The organism is Lacticaseibacillus yichunensis, from assembly GCF_003946405.1.
Classification (GTDB): Bacteria; Bacillota; Bacilli; order Lactobacillales; family Lactobacillaceae; genus Lacticaseibacillus; species Lacticaseibacillus yichunensis.
Window position 1 is genome coordinate 1 of record NZ_RHOG01000013.1, and the last position, 14193, is coordinate 14193.

At 56.3% G+C, this 14193-nt stretch carries 12 protein-coding genes; 8 read left to right on the forward strand and 4 right to left on the reverse strand.

What is annotated here, in order from left to right; genetic code table 11:
* The first annotated feature begins 522 nt into the window (after positions 1-522).
* From rnz to EKM95_RS05455, 3 genes are read left to right on the forward strand one after another with little or no spacing between them, the layout of a single operon-like run.
* Positions 523-1467 carry a ribonuclease Z gene (gene rnz, locus EKM95_RS05445; protein ID WP_125696837.1) on the forward strand — a complete coding sequence of 315 codons (945 nt, stop codon included), beginning with the start codon at positions 523-525 and terminating at the stop codon, positions 1465-1467.
* The gene (locus EKM95_RS05450; RefSeq protein ID WP_125696838.1) at positions 1464-2252 is read left to right on the forward strand and encodes an SDR family NAD(P)-dependent oxidoreductase; all 789 of its coding nucleotides are present in this window, start codon (positions 1464-1466) and stop codon (positions 2250-2252) included. Before rnz ends, EKM95_RS05450 begins: the two co-directional genes overlap by 4 nt.
* An 11-nt stretch (positions 2253-2263) precedes the next feature.
* A complete protein-coding gene (locus EKM95_RS05455; RefSeq protein WP_125696839.1) occupies positions 2264-2614 on the forward strand; it encodes a lipopolysaccharide assembly protein LapA domain-containing protein in 351 nt (116 codons plus the stop codon).
* 138 nt (positions 2615-2752) lie between these two features.
* Here EKM95_RS05455 and EKM95_RS05460 read toward each other — a convergent pair whose 3' ends face one another.
* Genes EKM95_RS05460 through glpK form a run of 3 tightly spaced genes read right to left on the reverse strand, consistent with a single transcriptional unit; the run spans position 2753 to position 6858 of the window.
* Positions 2753-3457, reverse strand: a complete 705-nt coding sequence (locus EKM95_RS05460) for an MIP/aquaporin family protein (RefSeq protein WP_125696881.1) — start codon at positions 3455-3457, stop codon at positions 2753-2755.
* A gap of 34 nt (positions 3458-3491) precedes the next feature.
* Entirely contained in the window at positions 3492-5318 is a 1827-nt protein-coding gene (gene glpO, locus EKM95_RS05465; RefSeq protein ID WP_125696840.1) for a type 1 glycerol-3-phosphate oxidase, read from the reverse strand.
* Between the two features lie 25 nt (positions 5319-5343).
* On the reverse strand, positions 5344-6858 hold the full coding sequence (glpK, locus tag EKM95_RS05470) for a glycerol kinase GlpK (protein ID WP_125696841.1): 1515 nt from the start codon (positions 6856-6858) through the stop codon (positions 5344-5346).
* A 371-nt stretch (positions 6859-7229) separates the two neighbouring features.
* On the opposite strand from glpK, the gene clpB reads away from it, so the two are divergent.
* The 5 genes from clpB to EKM95_RS05495 all read left to right on the forward strand — a co-directional run bounded on the left by clpB (position 7230) and on the right by EKM95_RS05495 (position 13787).
* The gene (gene clpB, locus EKM95_RS05475) at positions 7230-9833 is read left to right on the forward strand and encodes an ATP-dependent chaperone ClpB (RefSeq protein WP_125696842.1); all 2604 of its coding nucleotides are present in this window, start codon (positions 7230-7232) and stop codon (positions 9831-9833) included.
* A gap of 157 nt (positions 9834-9990) precedes the next feature.
* On the forward strand, positions 9991-10185 hold the full coding sequence (gene rpmF, locus EKM95_RS05480) for a 50S ribosomal protein L32 (RefSeq protein WP_125696843.1): 195 nt from the start codon (positions 9991-9993) through the stop codon (positions 10183-10185).
* 555 nt (positions 10186-10740) lie between these two features.
* Positions 10741-11283, forward strand: a complete 543-nt coding sequence (locus EKM95_RS05485) for a DUF1836 domain-containing protein (protein ID WP_125696844.1) — start codon at positions 10741-10743, stop codon at positions 11281-11283.
* A 1-nt stretch (position 11284) separates the two neighbouring features.
* Complete coding sequence (locus EKM95_RS05490) at positions 11285-12850, forward strand: bifunctional metallophosphatase/5'-nucleotidase (protein WP_125696845.1); 1566 nt, start codon at positions 11285-11287, stop codon at positions 12848-12850.
* Positions 12851-12929: 79 nt separating this feature from the next.
* Positions 12930-13787 (forward strand): hypothetical protein, encoded by an 858-nt coding sequence (locus tag EKM95_RS05495; RefSeq protein WP_125696846.1) that lies wholly within the window; start codon positions 12930-12932, stop codon positions 13785-13787.
* A 155-nt stretch (positions 13788-13942) separates the two neighbouring features.
* Here EKM95_RS05495 and EKM95_RS05500 read toward each other — a convergent pair whose 3' ends face one another.
* Entirely contained in the window at positions 13943-14140 is a 198-nt protein-coding gene (locus tag EKM95_RS05500; RefSeq protein ID WP_125696847.1) for a YjzD family protein, read from the reverse strand.
* Positions 14141-14193 lie beyond the last annotated feature (53 nt).

Sequence of the window (14193 nt, forward strand, 5' to 3'; positions counted from 1 at the left end):
GCTTAAAGCATAGCACCGGGGAAGACCAGGTGCCTTTTTTGTTATTCAAAAAAGGTCCAAAACTTCCGGCGTTGTCAAAATCAACACCAAAAATTTTAGACCCCTTTTTTTTGAGTCTTTTGGGGCGGGGCGGTGAACTGTCAAGCTGATATGCGGCTGGCGGTGAGTGATTTTGCAATCATTCCAGTCTTTGAAGATCAGTGGTGTTTTGAATCTAAAATCTGCAGACGGATAAGAGTGTGTAAGGCATGGCGGGCACATCTAACTGGCTCGTACACTCGAGGCGAAGGGCGCCTCAAGCACCCGAGCCAGGTTAGCTGTCCCACCATCCCGCGCCCCTACGCACCATAGTTGTGCTTCGTGCGGCAGGTCTGAGGCATTTAGCTGGCATGGGCACTCGATGGCCAAGAGCGCCATCAAGCACCCATGCCAGACTAACTGCTCAGACCTAAGCGCCGCACTACGCACCCTGTTTTTGTGATAAACTGTCTACAGACTGTACGATAGAATAGGAAGAACTCTATGGAAATTTTATTTTTAGGGACTGGGGCGGGTTCGCCGTCCAAGGCCCGCAATGTCTCGAGTCTCGCGCTGACCCTGCTTGATGAGCGCAATGAAGTGTGGCTGTTTGATTGCGGCGAAGGCACCCAGCACCAGATCCTCAAGACAGCGATCAGGCCGCGCAAAGTGACTAAGATCTTCATCACCCATTTGCACGGCGATCACATTTTCGGCCTGCCAGGGTTTTTGGCGAGTCGGGCTAATCAGGGCGGCGAGGAGCCACTGACAATTTACGGGCCGCCGGGTATTGAGCGGTTCGTCAAAACAAGTTTGGCGGTGACCCAGACGCGCCTGCCGTATCGACTGGATTTTGTTCTGCTTGACCGACCTGGCATCATTCTCGATGACCAGACGTTCAAGGTGACTTGCGGCGAACTCGCGCATCGAGTGCCATCCATGGGTTTTCGCATCGAGGAAAAACCGCATCCAGGTGAGTTGCTGGTAGCCAAGCTCCAAGACGCCAAAGTGCCTGCGGGGCCGCTTTATGCGAAGCTCAAGGCAGGCGAGACAGTGACGCTACCGGACGGTCGGACGCTGGATGGCCACGATTTCATCGGGCCTGCGCAGCCGGGTCGGACGATTGCAATTTTCGGGGACACCCGGCAGACGAAAGAGGCTGAGGTGCTGGCTAAGGACGCAACGGTGATGGTCCATGAATCGACGTTTGGGCCGGACGAGGCGCCCCTGGCTCGCCAGTACTACCATTCCACGAATATTCAGGCAGCCAAGATCGCGAAGGCGGCTGGCGCGCATGAGCTTTTGCTGAATCACATTTCCGCGCGTTACATCGGCAAGGCCGCGCTGGAGTTGCAGCGCTCGGCGCAGCGTGTGTTCAAGAATACCCGGGTGGTCCATGATCTGCAGGAAGTTGCCATTCCATTTGAAAAGAGGGTGAAGCAACCATGAAACGATTGGAAAAACAAATCGTCGTCGTGACTGGCGGGTCGTCAGGCTTGGGCAAGGCGATCGGGCTTGAAGCCGCCAAACAGGGGGCCACGGTCGTCTTTTTGGCCCGGCGCATGGCCGCACTGAAGGAAGCGCAAGCCACCGCGACTGCATTGTCCGGCCGCCCGGCTTACGCGTTTGTCTGCGATGTCGCCGATCCGGTGGCGGTCGAAGCCGTCGCGGCGCGCATTGCCCGCGATGTCGGCCCCGTTGATGTGCTGGTCAATGCGGCCGGCTTCGGCCATTTTGAAAATGCGCTTGAGACGAAGATGAGCACGGTCGAACAGATGATGCGGGTCAACGTGTTGGGCACGATGTACATGACGCGCTTGATTGGGCGGGGCATGGTCGAGCGCGGCCACGGCCACATCATCAACATCGCCTCGATGGCAGGCAAGATCGCGACACCGAAATCTGCAATCTATTCCGCCTCTAAGTTTGCGGTGGTCGGCTACAGCAACGGATTGCGTCTTGAGCTGCGGCCGCATGGGGTGCGGGTGACCACGGTCAATCCGGGTCCCGTCAACACCGCCTTTTTCCAGGTCGCGGAGGCCAATGATTATCTGCAGAAGGTCAGCTTCATTGTGCTCGATGCGGATAAATTGGCCCGGCGCATCGTCTATTCCTTCGGGTTGCCGGTCCGCGAGATCAACACCCCGCTGATCATGGCGGCCGCCGCCAAGTTCTATGACCTGGCGCCGCATGTTGGGGACTTCCTCGCTGGCACACTCTTCAATCGAAAGTAGGGTCTGGGTGTATGAAAAATCAACAACGTCTCATCGTCGGCCTTGTGCTGGCGCTGGTATTGATCATTTTTGCCGTCCTGAACGGGCAGGCCGTCGCCGTGAATTTCTTCGGCGCCCAATTTTCCTGGCCACTGATCGTTGTGATCATCGTGTCGGTTTTGATCGGCGCCCTGATCACGTTCCTGGTGTCGAGTACGAGCATGGCGAAAAACAGCAAAGCGCTGAAGGCGGCAGAAGCCGTTGCCGCCAATGCGAAGGCTGAACAGGACAAGGCGGTCAAAGCGGCCACCGAAAAACTGCAGGCGCAAGTGACTGCGCTGCAAAAGCAGGTCGCTGACGCAACGGCTGCGGAAACGAAGTAGATTTGACTTAGAGCGAATCAAAAAAGAACCGAGGCAATCGCAGCCTCGATTCTTTTTTTACCTAGAAATTCATGTTCGCGTTGCCGAGTCAGTTGTGTCGACGGACCCCTGTCGATCAGCCGGCCCAGCAGCTCGAGGTTAGATCAAGACGAACAGGCCAGCGCCGATCACGCCGCCAACCAGTGGGCCGACAATCGGGACCCAGGAGTACCCCCAATCGGAGCCGCCCTTGTTGGCGATCGGCCAAATGGCATGGGCTAACCGTGGGCCGAAGTCTCGAGCCGGGTTGATCGCGTAACCGGTGGTCCCACCAAGAGACAGGCCGATCGCGGTGATCAGGACGCCGACACCGATCGGGCTGAGGCCATCCGTCCATTTGCCTTTTGCAAAGGCGAGCAGGACGAAGACCAGGACCGCGGTGCCAAGCGTTTCACTAAAGAAGTTCCAGAACGGCCGGCGAATCGCTGGGCCGGTGGCAAAGGTGCCCAAGATCGCGGCTTTGTCGTCCGTTGCGGCCCAGTGCGGGTAGTAGTGGAGCCACACGAGGGTCGCCCCGACGAATGCCCCGAGGACTTGCGCGATGATGAATGGCAGCACGCCTGCCCATGGGAACCGGCCAATGACCGCAAAGCCCAGTGTAACAGCCGGGTTCAAATGTGCCGGGCCAAGAAAGGCGGCCGCATACACACCCAAGGTCACAGCCAAGCCCCACCCTAGGGTGATCGCGATCCAGCCGGCGCCTTTTGCCTTTGATTGATTCAGGGACACGCCAGCGACAACGCCATCACCCAGCAAGACTAAAATGAGCGTGCCAATAAATTCACCCAATGCTTGAGTCATGATTGTTTGTGTCATGAGAATTCCTCCATAAATTCAACTATTTCAGTGATTTCAGCGCACTTTCGTCGATCGCCTGGTGCAGCGCGGCGGCTTGGGCGGTCGTCTCCGCGTCATCCCAATCAAGCAGGCGGGCCATTTCGGCGACGACGGGGTCGGTCAGTTGGGCTAACTGATCGGCATGGAACAGAATCGCGTTGGTCCGGCGCAGCAGGTAATCCACCGGCGTCAACGTCATTTCCTCGTTGACGGAATAGCGCAGGCTGGCTGTTTCCTTGAGCGAAAGCCCCGCGGCGGCGCCATCTTCCGCATACGTGATCACGCGGCCGGTGTTTGAGCCAAAGCGGTTTGCCAGATCCAGTGCATCCGCTGCCGGAATGCCAGCGTCTTGGGCAATGCGGCTGAAGAAGCCGATCGATTCATCGACGTTGGTTGGGTCAAAATGGCCACCGGAAACTTGGAGTTTGGTCGAATCGACCTCTTTGACTTCTTGCCCATATTGTTGCTGGAGCAGACGGCGCACCAAGGCCAGCGCCCCTGCCGCCATTTTCCGATAGTCGGTGATCTTCCCACCGGCCAGCGTCAGCATGCCATCTTTTTCGGTGGTGAGACTGGACCCACGGGAGACTTGCGATGGGGCAAGACTTTCCTCGGCATGGGCGGTCTGCAGATCCGAGATGGCTTGTTCAACGTCTCGGCGGGTGGCGTTTTTCGCATTATAATCATCGACGACCTGAATCAACGACGCGAAGCTCTCATCGGACACGCGGCCGGTATTTGCGCCGCCGCCATTGTAGTCTGAGGAGCCGTTTGCCGCGATCAGGGGACGCAAGCCGACCCAGCTGGCCTCGATATCCGCCAGTGTGACATTGGCCTCTGGGTACCGGTTGTTCAGTGCGAACAGCAGGTAATCGACGTCAGCCTGGTCAACGGTTGGATGTTGATAATCGCCGTGGAAATCGGTGTCGGTCGTGCCAAAGTAGGTCTTGCCTTCACGCGGCACCACGAAAATCATCCGGCCGTCATCATGGCCCGAGTCAAAATACGTCGGTTGCGGGACCTTGAGCTTGGCTTCGTCGATCACCAGGTGCACGCCCTTGGTCGGCCGCAGCCGCGGGGCATGATCGAGATCATCGTCTTCGGCACGGAGCTGATCCACCCATGGGCCGGTGGTGTTGATGATCAACTTGGCATGAATGTCGAAGGCTTCGTCGTCCAGCAGGTCCTGTGCACGCAGCCCGATCGCCTTGCCACTGTCATCATGCAAGATGCTGGTCGCCTTCACGTGACTGGCGATGAGCCCACCGAGCTCCGCGGCCTCCTTGATGTTTTCAATGACTAGGCGCGCGTCATTATTGACATAGTCGAGGTAGACGCCGCCGCCTTGCAGCTTGTCCTGCTTCAAGTCAGGCTCGCGCTGCAACACTTCGCTTTTCGAGACGGTGTAGTTGGCGTATTGCGAGCCCGTGACCCCGGCCAGCTCATCGTACAGGTTCATCGCGATCTTGACGGAAAAAAGGTCAAAGGTTGCCCCAGGTTCGTCATAGATCGGCATCAGCATCGGAAATGGCCGCGGAATATGCGGGGCGATGCCTTGCACCACCGCGCGCTCCTTGACGGTATCCGAAACGACGCCCACGTCGAAGGTCTTCAGGTAGCGAATGCCGCCATGGACCAGTTTGGTCGAGCGCGAGGAGGTGCCTTCCGCAAAGTCCTGCATCTCGATCAGCCCAGTTTTCAGACCACTGGCTGCGGCCTGAATCGCGACACCGGCACCGGTGATGCCACCGCCGACGATCAAGAGATCCAGATCCGTTGTTTTCAGCGCATCAACTGTGTCTTGCCGTGTTTTCTTTGAAAATGTCATATCTTCCTCCTATTCTGCGAGGTGGTCAGGCTTGCGGGCGGTGTTTGAATGAGCGCGTTGCCGCAACGGCTTCTTGCCAGCCGGCGTACAGATCGTTGCGCCGCTCCTCTGACATTTGCGGGGTGAACGTCTTGCCGACCTTGAAAATATGCTGCAATTCATCGGTGTCTTGCCAGTAGCCAACAGCAAGCCCCGCCAAGAAGGACGCGCCCATTGCGGTGGTCTCGAGGTTCGCTGCCCGGTCGATCGGGGTGTTCAACAGATCCGCCTGGAATTGCATCAGGTAATCGTTGTTGGCCGCGCCGCCATCGACACGCAGGGCCGGAATCGCGATGCCGGTGTCTTTTTCCATGGTATCCACAACGTCGCGGGTCTGGTAGGCCAGCGCCTGCAGGGTCGCCTTGATGAAATCGTCGCGGGTGGTCCCACGGGTCAGGCCAAAGACGGCGCCTCGTGCATCTGGATCCCAGTATGGCGCGCCGAGACCGGTGAAGGCGGGCACCACATAGACTTCATCATGGCTGGTCGAGGCCTTCGCCGCGTCTTCGGATTCTGGTGAGGTGTGAACCAGGCCCATGGAATCGCGGAGCCACTGAATGGCACTGCCGGCCACAAAGACGGAGCCTTCAAGGGCGTAGGTGACCTTGCCGTTGATGCTGTAGCCGATCGTCGTCAGCAGGTTGTTGGCGGACATGGTCGGCGTCTCGCCGGTATTCATCACAATGAAGGAGCCGGTGCCGTACGTGTTTTTTACCATGCCGGGCTGCAAGGCGAGCTGGCCGAACAAGGCGGCCTGCTGGTCCCCGGCCATTCCGGCGATCGGGACACTGCTGCCGTAGAAATGATAGGGCAGGGTCTCGCCGTAAACTTCGGAATTGCCCCGGACTTCCGGCAGCATCTTCTTTGGAATGTTCAACAGAGAGAGAATCTCGTCATCCCATTCCAGCGTGTGGATGTTATACAGCATCGTCCGGCTGGCGTTGGTGTAGTCGGTGACGTGAATCGCGCCGCCAGACAATTTCCACGAAAGCCAGGTGTCGATGGTCCCAAACAGCAGCTCGCCTTTTTCCGCGCGTTCCTGCGCGCCAGGCACGCGGTCGAGAATCCAGCGAATCTTAGTCGCTGAGAAATACGGATCGATCAACAGGCCAGTTTTCTCATGAATCATGTCGCCGTGGCCGTCTTTGCGCAGCTGTTCGGCGATCTCGCCGGTCTGGCGACTTTGCCAAACGATCGCGTTGTAGATCGGCAGGCCGGTCTCTTTGTCCCAGATCACCGTAGTTTCACGCTGATTGGTGATGCCGATGCCGACGATCTGTTTTGGCTGAATGCCAGAGCCGATGAAGGCGTTGGCGATGGTTGAAAGGACCGCGTTCCAGATCTCGTTTGCGTTATGCTCCACCCAGCCAGGCTGAGGGAAATATTGGGGAAATTCGCGCTGCGCATCAGCGACGGTTTTACCCTCATGGTCGACGATCAGGGCGCGGGTCGAAGTGGTGCCTTCGTCGATCGCCATGATATAGGAAGTGTTCTCGCTCATAGCTAGTGCTCCTTTGTTTATATTAGTATTCGAATACAAGTCTAAGTGTAAGCGCTTAAATGGACCCTCGCAAGAAATATGCTTGCGTTCTAATTATTATCTTGTTCACAAGCCAGTCACGCACAAACTAGGGATGGCGTGCCGTCGTTCTGGATTACTTTTTCCGAATATAGGTTTAGCGGTTAAAGATCGGTGAGAAGATGAGAGAAAGCCGGTAGAACCCGCTCCGCCCTAAGGCTGATTTTTGTGCAAACAGGGTAGTTTGTCCATATTTGACCTTTACTGACCAATTGCATCCTGCTAGACTATTTATGATGACGAGGGCAATGCGGTACACTGAAGGCAGGCCCAATCGTAAAGGAGGAACCCTGATGAATCCGGACAATCTCACACAAGCCGTGACTGAAGCACTGGCGGCGGCACAAAAGATCGCACAAGTGCGGCACCACCAAGATATTGATATTCCTGAACTGATCAAAAGCATGGTCCAGACTGGCGACCTCGGCGCACAGCTTTTTCAAGAAGCCGGCATCGACCTGGATGGCCTGAACGCGGTCATCGACAAGGCGATCGATGACGAATCCGTCGTGGAAGGCGCCAGCAGTTATGGTCAAAACATGAGCCAGAACCTATTTCAGCTGTTCCAGGACGCGGATAAGATCAAAAAGAGCTTCGGGGATGAATTCATCGCCAGCGAAGCCATTTTGCTGGCGCTTTTTGACCAGCAATACAACCCGATCACCCAGTATCTGGCCGCTAATGGCTTGACGCAAAAGGCCTTTCGCGCGCAGATCGAGAAAATGCGTGGCGGCCAAAAGGTGACGTCCAAAAACGCCGAGAATACTTACAAGAGCCTGGAAAAATACGGCACCGACCTGGTCAAAGAGGCGCGCTCCGGCAAAATGGATCCAATCATCGGCCGTGACGACGAGATTCGGGATGTGATTCGCATTTTGTCCCGCAAGACGAAAAATAATCCGGTTCTGATCGGCGAACCCGGTGTCGGCAAAACTGCGATCGTCGAAGGGTTGGCGCAGCGCATTGTCAAAGGCGACGTGCCGGACAACCTCAAGGACAAGACGATCATCTCGCTGGACATGGGCAGTCTGCTGGCGGGGGCGAAATACCGCGGCGATTTTGAGGAACGACTGAAGGCTGTTTTAAATGAAGTGAAGAAAAGCGAAGGCCAGATCTTGCTGTTTATCGATGAGATCCACACGATCGTCGGCGCCGGCAAAGCCGAGGGTGCGATGGATGCGGGTAACCTGCTCAAGCCGATGCTGGCGCGTGGGGAACTGCATCTGATCGGTGCGACCACGCTGGATGAATACCGCGAGAACATCGAAAAAGACAAGGCGCTTGAGCGGCGGTTCCAGCGCGTGCTGGTACAGGAGCCAACCGTCGAGGATACGATCTCCATTTTGCGTGGCCTCAAGGAGCGCTTCGAGATCTTCCACGGGGTGCGCATCCATGACTCTGCGCTGGTGGCGGCGGCAACGTTGGCCAATCGCTACATCACGGACCGTTTTTTGCCAGACAAGGCGATCGACCTGATCGACGAGGCCAGCGCGAATATCAACGTTGAAATGAATTCGCGGCCGACGGATCTGGATGTGGCGGAGCGGCGGCAGATGCAACTCGAGATCGAGGAGCAGGCGCTGAAAAAGGAGACCGATCCGGCCAGCCAAAAGCGTCTAACCCAGACGCAGGCCGAGCTCGCGGACACCAAGGAGCAGGTCAACAAGCTCAAGGCGCAGTGGGACGCGGAAAAGAAGGACATCAACCAGCTCAACGAGAAGAAGGCCGAGATCGACAAGGCCAAGCATGAGCTGGAGGATGCCCAGGCGCGCTATGACCTTGAGGCGGCGGCCCGCTTGCAGCATGGCACGATTCCGCAACTCGAAAAAGAACTGGAGACGATGGAACAGACGGACCGGCCAGACAGCTGGCTGGTGCAAGAGTCTGTCACGGAAAATGAGATCGCCGCGGTGATCTCTCGGCAGACTGGCATTCCGGTTACCAAGCTGGTAGAAGGCGACCGCGCCAAGTTATTGCATTTGGCGGATAACCTGCATCAGCGGGTGATCGGCCAGGATGAGGCGGTCCAGGCTGTGTCGGATGCGGTGCTGCGCTCGCGGGCCGGCCTGCAGAATCCGAGTCGGCCACTGGGCAGTTTTCTCTTCCTTGGGCCAACCGGGGTCGGGAAGACGGAGCTCGCCAAGACCTTGGCCGAGGCGCTGTTTGACTCCGAGAAGCACATGGTCCGCATCGACATGTCGGAATACATGGACAAGATCTCAGTGTCCCGCTTGGTTGGTGCGGCGCCTGGTTATGTCGGCTACGAGGAAGGCGGTCAGCTCACCGAGGCCGTTCGCCGCAATCCGTACACGATTGTTTTGCTCGATGAGATCGAAAAGGCGCATCCGGATGTCTTCAACATTTTGCTTCAGGTGCTCGATGACGGCCGGTTGACGGACAGTCAGGGACGCACGGTCGATTTTAAAAATACGATCATCATCATGACATCGAATCTCGGCTCCGAAAGTTTGCTCGACAGCATGGCCCAGGATGGCGCAATCACTGATGCGGCTAAGGCAACGGTAATGAGTCAGGTCCGCAGCCACTTCAAGCCGGAATTTTTGAATCGCATCGATGACATCATCATGTTCAATCCACTTTCGCTTGCGGATGTGGAAAAAATTGCGGTGAAGGATCTCGCGTCCCTGAGCGACCGACTGGCGGATCAAGAGGTCACGCTCGACGTCACCCCAGCCGCTCAAGAGTGGCTCGCCGACAAGGGCTACGAACCGGCGTATGGCGCGCGGCCACTGCAACGGCTGATCACAACGGCGGTTGAAACGCCGCTTGCGAAAAAGTTGATCGCAGGGGAGATCTTGCCGCAAAGTACGGTCGAGATCGGGGTCAAAGATGGTGGTTTGACCTTTACCAGCACGGCCGCCGCGCCTGCTGTCTGAGAAAAATGCTGTTAAGGTATTGCCTTGACGCCTGTTTTTTAGTAAGATAAGTCATGCTGTGGTGGTCAAATGACCGCCATCGGGTGTCCGGCCGCTTGCAATTTTGGCCGGGTCCGGTATAGTAGTAAAGAAATCTAAAGCAAAAGGGGTTTTCCTCATGGCAGTTCCAGCACGCAGAACATCCAAGACCAAGAAGCGTATGCGCCGCGGCCATATCAAGTTGAATGTGCCTAACCTGCAATTCGACGCGACGACCGGTGAATACCGCGCATCTCATCATGTTTCGCCAAAGGGCTTCTACAAAGGCGCCCAAGTCGTTAAGCCAGCAACAACCGACAGCGACAACGCGTAACAACTAGACCGCATCCTTCCGGGGGTGCGGTTTTTTTGTGGGGTTTTGGGGGCTGACAGGGCTGTGAATCGTGAGTGAGGTCATTCCATTAATTGGTCGTGTAAACGGTCAGCGATGTGCTGATAATTATAAAGTGAACAGCGAATCTGGTTAAGAGAAAAGTGGTCAATGGCTCAATGAGGTTGTAGTGAAAGTCTAAGAAGGCATTGATTGATATCCGCCTTTATTGATAGATCACTTGATCTAAGGAGGACTCCGGCCAGCAATCGCTCAGCCCCCTCGTCGGTGTTAGCGGCTGTGCCGCTTACACCCAAAGCAAGCTTTATGACCGCGAATTTTGCGGGCAAAAAGTTGCTTGGGAGCGTTCCAGCCATTTCTGGCCGGAGTCCCCCGTGTTCTTCATCAAATTGAACTAGAACTGTCACTTAATTGTTTGTATTCGAACAAGGCAACTTCGATGTGCACCAAAAATCAGCTCACATAGTCTCGCACACCAGATGTCATGGTATAATCAAGACAAGAGACCCGCGCAAGATGCGGTGAGGAGGAAAACAAATGGCTGAAGAAGAGATCTTCACGTTATATCTAAAGCGTCTGCAGCAGGCAAATCTGCCGCGCTGGACGGACTTGCCACAATTTGATCTGTACATGGATCAGATCGTGCAGTACGTCAACGAGATCATTCATCCCCTCGGATTGGATGACCTGACCCCGACCATGGTCAACAATTATGTGAAAAAAGGCGTGATCCAGCCGCCAATCAAGAAGAAGTACAACCGCGACCAGCTGGCCAACGTGCTGGTGATTGCAATGCTCAAGCCTGTTTTTTCGCTGGACACGATCGCGGCGGGCATTCGCTATCAGCTGATCGAGCGCGAGCGGTCCCAGGCATATGATGCGTTCATTCTGGCCTTTATCGGCGCCGTCCAGCAGGTGAATTCCGACTTCACCAGCGATGTCACGATCGCGAAGGTCAACAAGGAGGACACCGTCAACATTCAATCGGCGATGGTCAGCTTGGCGATCAACGCGGTCTTGGAAAAATTGCTCGTGGAATCCATGACGCAAGCGGTTCAGCCCCAAGAGAAGAAGGATTAACATGCAACTAACGATCTTGTCCACCAGCGATACGCACGGCTATGTGTTGCCGACGACCTACAGCAAGCGTGGCGAGGACCAACCATTTTCGCTGGCCAAGGCCAAAACGGTGCTGGATGATCTCAGGCGCCACGCGGACGGGCCGACCCTGACGATCGAAAATGGCGACTGGCTCCAGGGGTCCCCGCTTGCGTATTTTGCCGCAAAGGTTCAGCCTGATCCGCACCTGTTGACTGCCGCCTATGATGCGGTGGGCTATGATGCCGGCATCATCGGCAATCACGAGTTCAATTACGGTGCGGCCAATCTTCAAGACGCGATCGCAACGCTGAACTATCCCATTTTATGCGCAAACATTTTGCGCGGAAAAAAGCCGGCATTTGGCAAGCCCTATCAGATCTTTGAACGCGGCGGGGCTAAGGTGGCGGTGCTGGGGCTGACCACGTCTTACATTCCGCACTGGGAAGGTCCGGCCAACATCGAAGGCCTGACGTTTGTCGATGCGCTGCAGACTGCAAAGAAGTGGCTGCCACGCCTGCGCAAACTGGCGGATGTGGTGGTGATCGCGTATCATGGCGGGTTCGAGCGTGACCTTGAGACGGGCGAGCCGACTGAGGCGTTGACCGGTGAAAATGTCGGCTACGAACTCAGTCAATTGCCAGGCGTGGATGCGCTGGTCACTGGGCATCAACACCGCGAATTGGCCGGCCTCGTGAATGGCGTGGCCACCACGCAGCCCGGCTACCGCGGCGAGGACGTCGGCAAGATCACGCTGACGCTTGAGCAGGAGGGCTTTCACTGGCACGTGACTGATCAGCACGCTGAATTGGTGAAAACGGGCCATCAAGTCCCGGCGCCTCAAGTTTTGGCCGCCGTGGCGCCTGTTGCCCCGCAGGTCGAAGATTGGCTCGATGCACCGGTGGGCCAGGTGGTCAAAGGCGACATGACGATCACCGATCCGTTTCAGGCGCGCGTGGTGGAACATCCGTATATCGAATTCATCAACCGGGTCGAAATGGCGGCGACGGGCACGGACATTGCCGGAACCGCACTGTTCAATGACGATGGCCGCGGGTTTGGCCAGCAGATCTCGATGCGCGATGTGGTCACCAATTATATTTATCCCAATACGCTGGCGGTGATGCGGCTCAGTGGGGCAGATCTCAAGGCCGCACTTGAGCAATGCGCGGACTATTTTTCCCTTGATGATCACGGCGAGTTGGCGGTCACGGAGCGGTTCCTCCTGCCAAAACCGCAGCAGTACAATTACGACATGTATCAGGGTATCGAGTACACTTTGGATATCCGCCAGCCAGTGGGGCGCCGCGTCGCCGGCTTGCGCTATCACGGGGCGCCCGTTGCGCCGACTGCGTTCTATGACGTCACGGTCAATCAGTATCGCGCAGGCGGGGGCGGCAATTTTGCCATGTTCGACCAAAGCAAGATCGTGCGTGAAAATCAAAAGGATATGACCGAGCTCATCGCGGACTATCTGCGCGCGAATCCGAAGCTTGAGGCCACCGTAGACCACAACTTCAAAGTGCAGGGCGCGGCAGGCAAAATGTGACACGTAGTCACATTTTAGTTGCACAAGCGGCCGCGGCGGGTTATTCTTTCCTTCAGACCTTGTAAAGGAAGAGATTTCGATGAAAAAACAAAAAATTCTATTGGCGGCTACAGCCGGCCTGCTATTTCTATTAGCGGGATGCGGCCAAAAGCTGGATACCAGCAAGACCACTTATAAGCAAGATGGCATGGTCGCGGTGATCAAAGGCAGCGCGTCCGGAAACAAGACGGTGTCGTATCAGGCGGACACCACCAGCGGCACCACAAAGATCAATAGTGACAGTTATGTGATCAGCATTCCGACGTCCACGAAGGCCCAGGAGGTCAAATTGACCGCCGGCGACACCACGAAGACCGTGACCGTGAAGGCGGCCACGGCGCTGGGGACGTATAGCAAAGTTGCCGCTAGCTTCAATCAGGCGATCGTCGCAACGGCGCTGCCGAAATCCGTGCAGGCGCAGCTCAAATCCGCGGCCACGGCGAAGCAGCCGACCAAAGCGGAACTGGCCGCAATGACAGAGGCCCAGCGCGCGGCTTTGGTCAAAACACAAACGGAATTGAAGGCAGCGATGGCAAAGGCCACTGCGGCCACCAAAGATCAGCAGTTGCCGACCAGTGTCGATGGCCTCAAGCAGGTCCTCAAGACCACGGGTGGTACCGTCCGCGTCAACGTTCAGGACGGTCAGTTGATTTCTGCGGTCGACATCGTGCCGATCAAGGCGTTGAAGGATAAGAAGCTCCAAGAGGCGTTCGGCGTGCAATTCGGTGTTTTGGCCAATGCGGTCGGCGCGGATGCAACCAAAGTCGGCAAGAAGTTCCAAGATGCGACCAAGAATGCCAACAGCAGTTCAACGACGATCGACACCATCGTCAGCAATGGCGTGAAGTTCGATGTTGGCTACTCAACGACAGAACTTTACATTTATTTAACGAAATAACGCGTCAGTCCCTCGCTCATTGTCGCTGCCAAATCCTGGCTGCGAAGGAGTGGGGGCTTTTTTTGCATCCACGCGAGGGGCGTCTTTTGCGCAAAAAAATAAGCCGACGTCTAAGAACTCAGACGTTGACCCATTTTCGGTTATTCTGTGGACATTCAGTCCTTTTTTTCCTTTGCCGGCTGCGGGGCGAAATGCTCCATGATTGGTGGCAGAAGGAACAGGATGAGCACGAAGATGATGCTGAAAATAAAGCTGCTCTTCATGTCGAAACTGCTGCCGCCCAGGGCACTGACCAAAAAGCCAGTGACTTGCCCGAGCAGGATGCCCCAGAAAAGTGTCACGATATAGCGCATACTATCTCCCCTTTTCATTCGCTATCTTAACACGCTCGGGCAAGATTGCAACC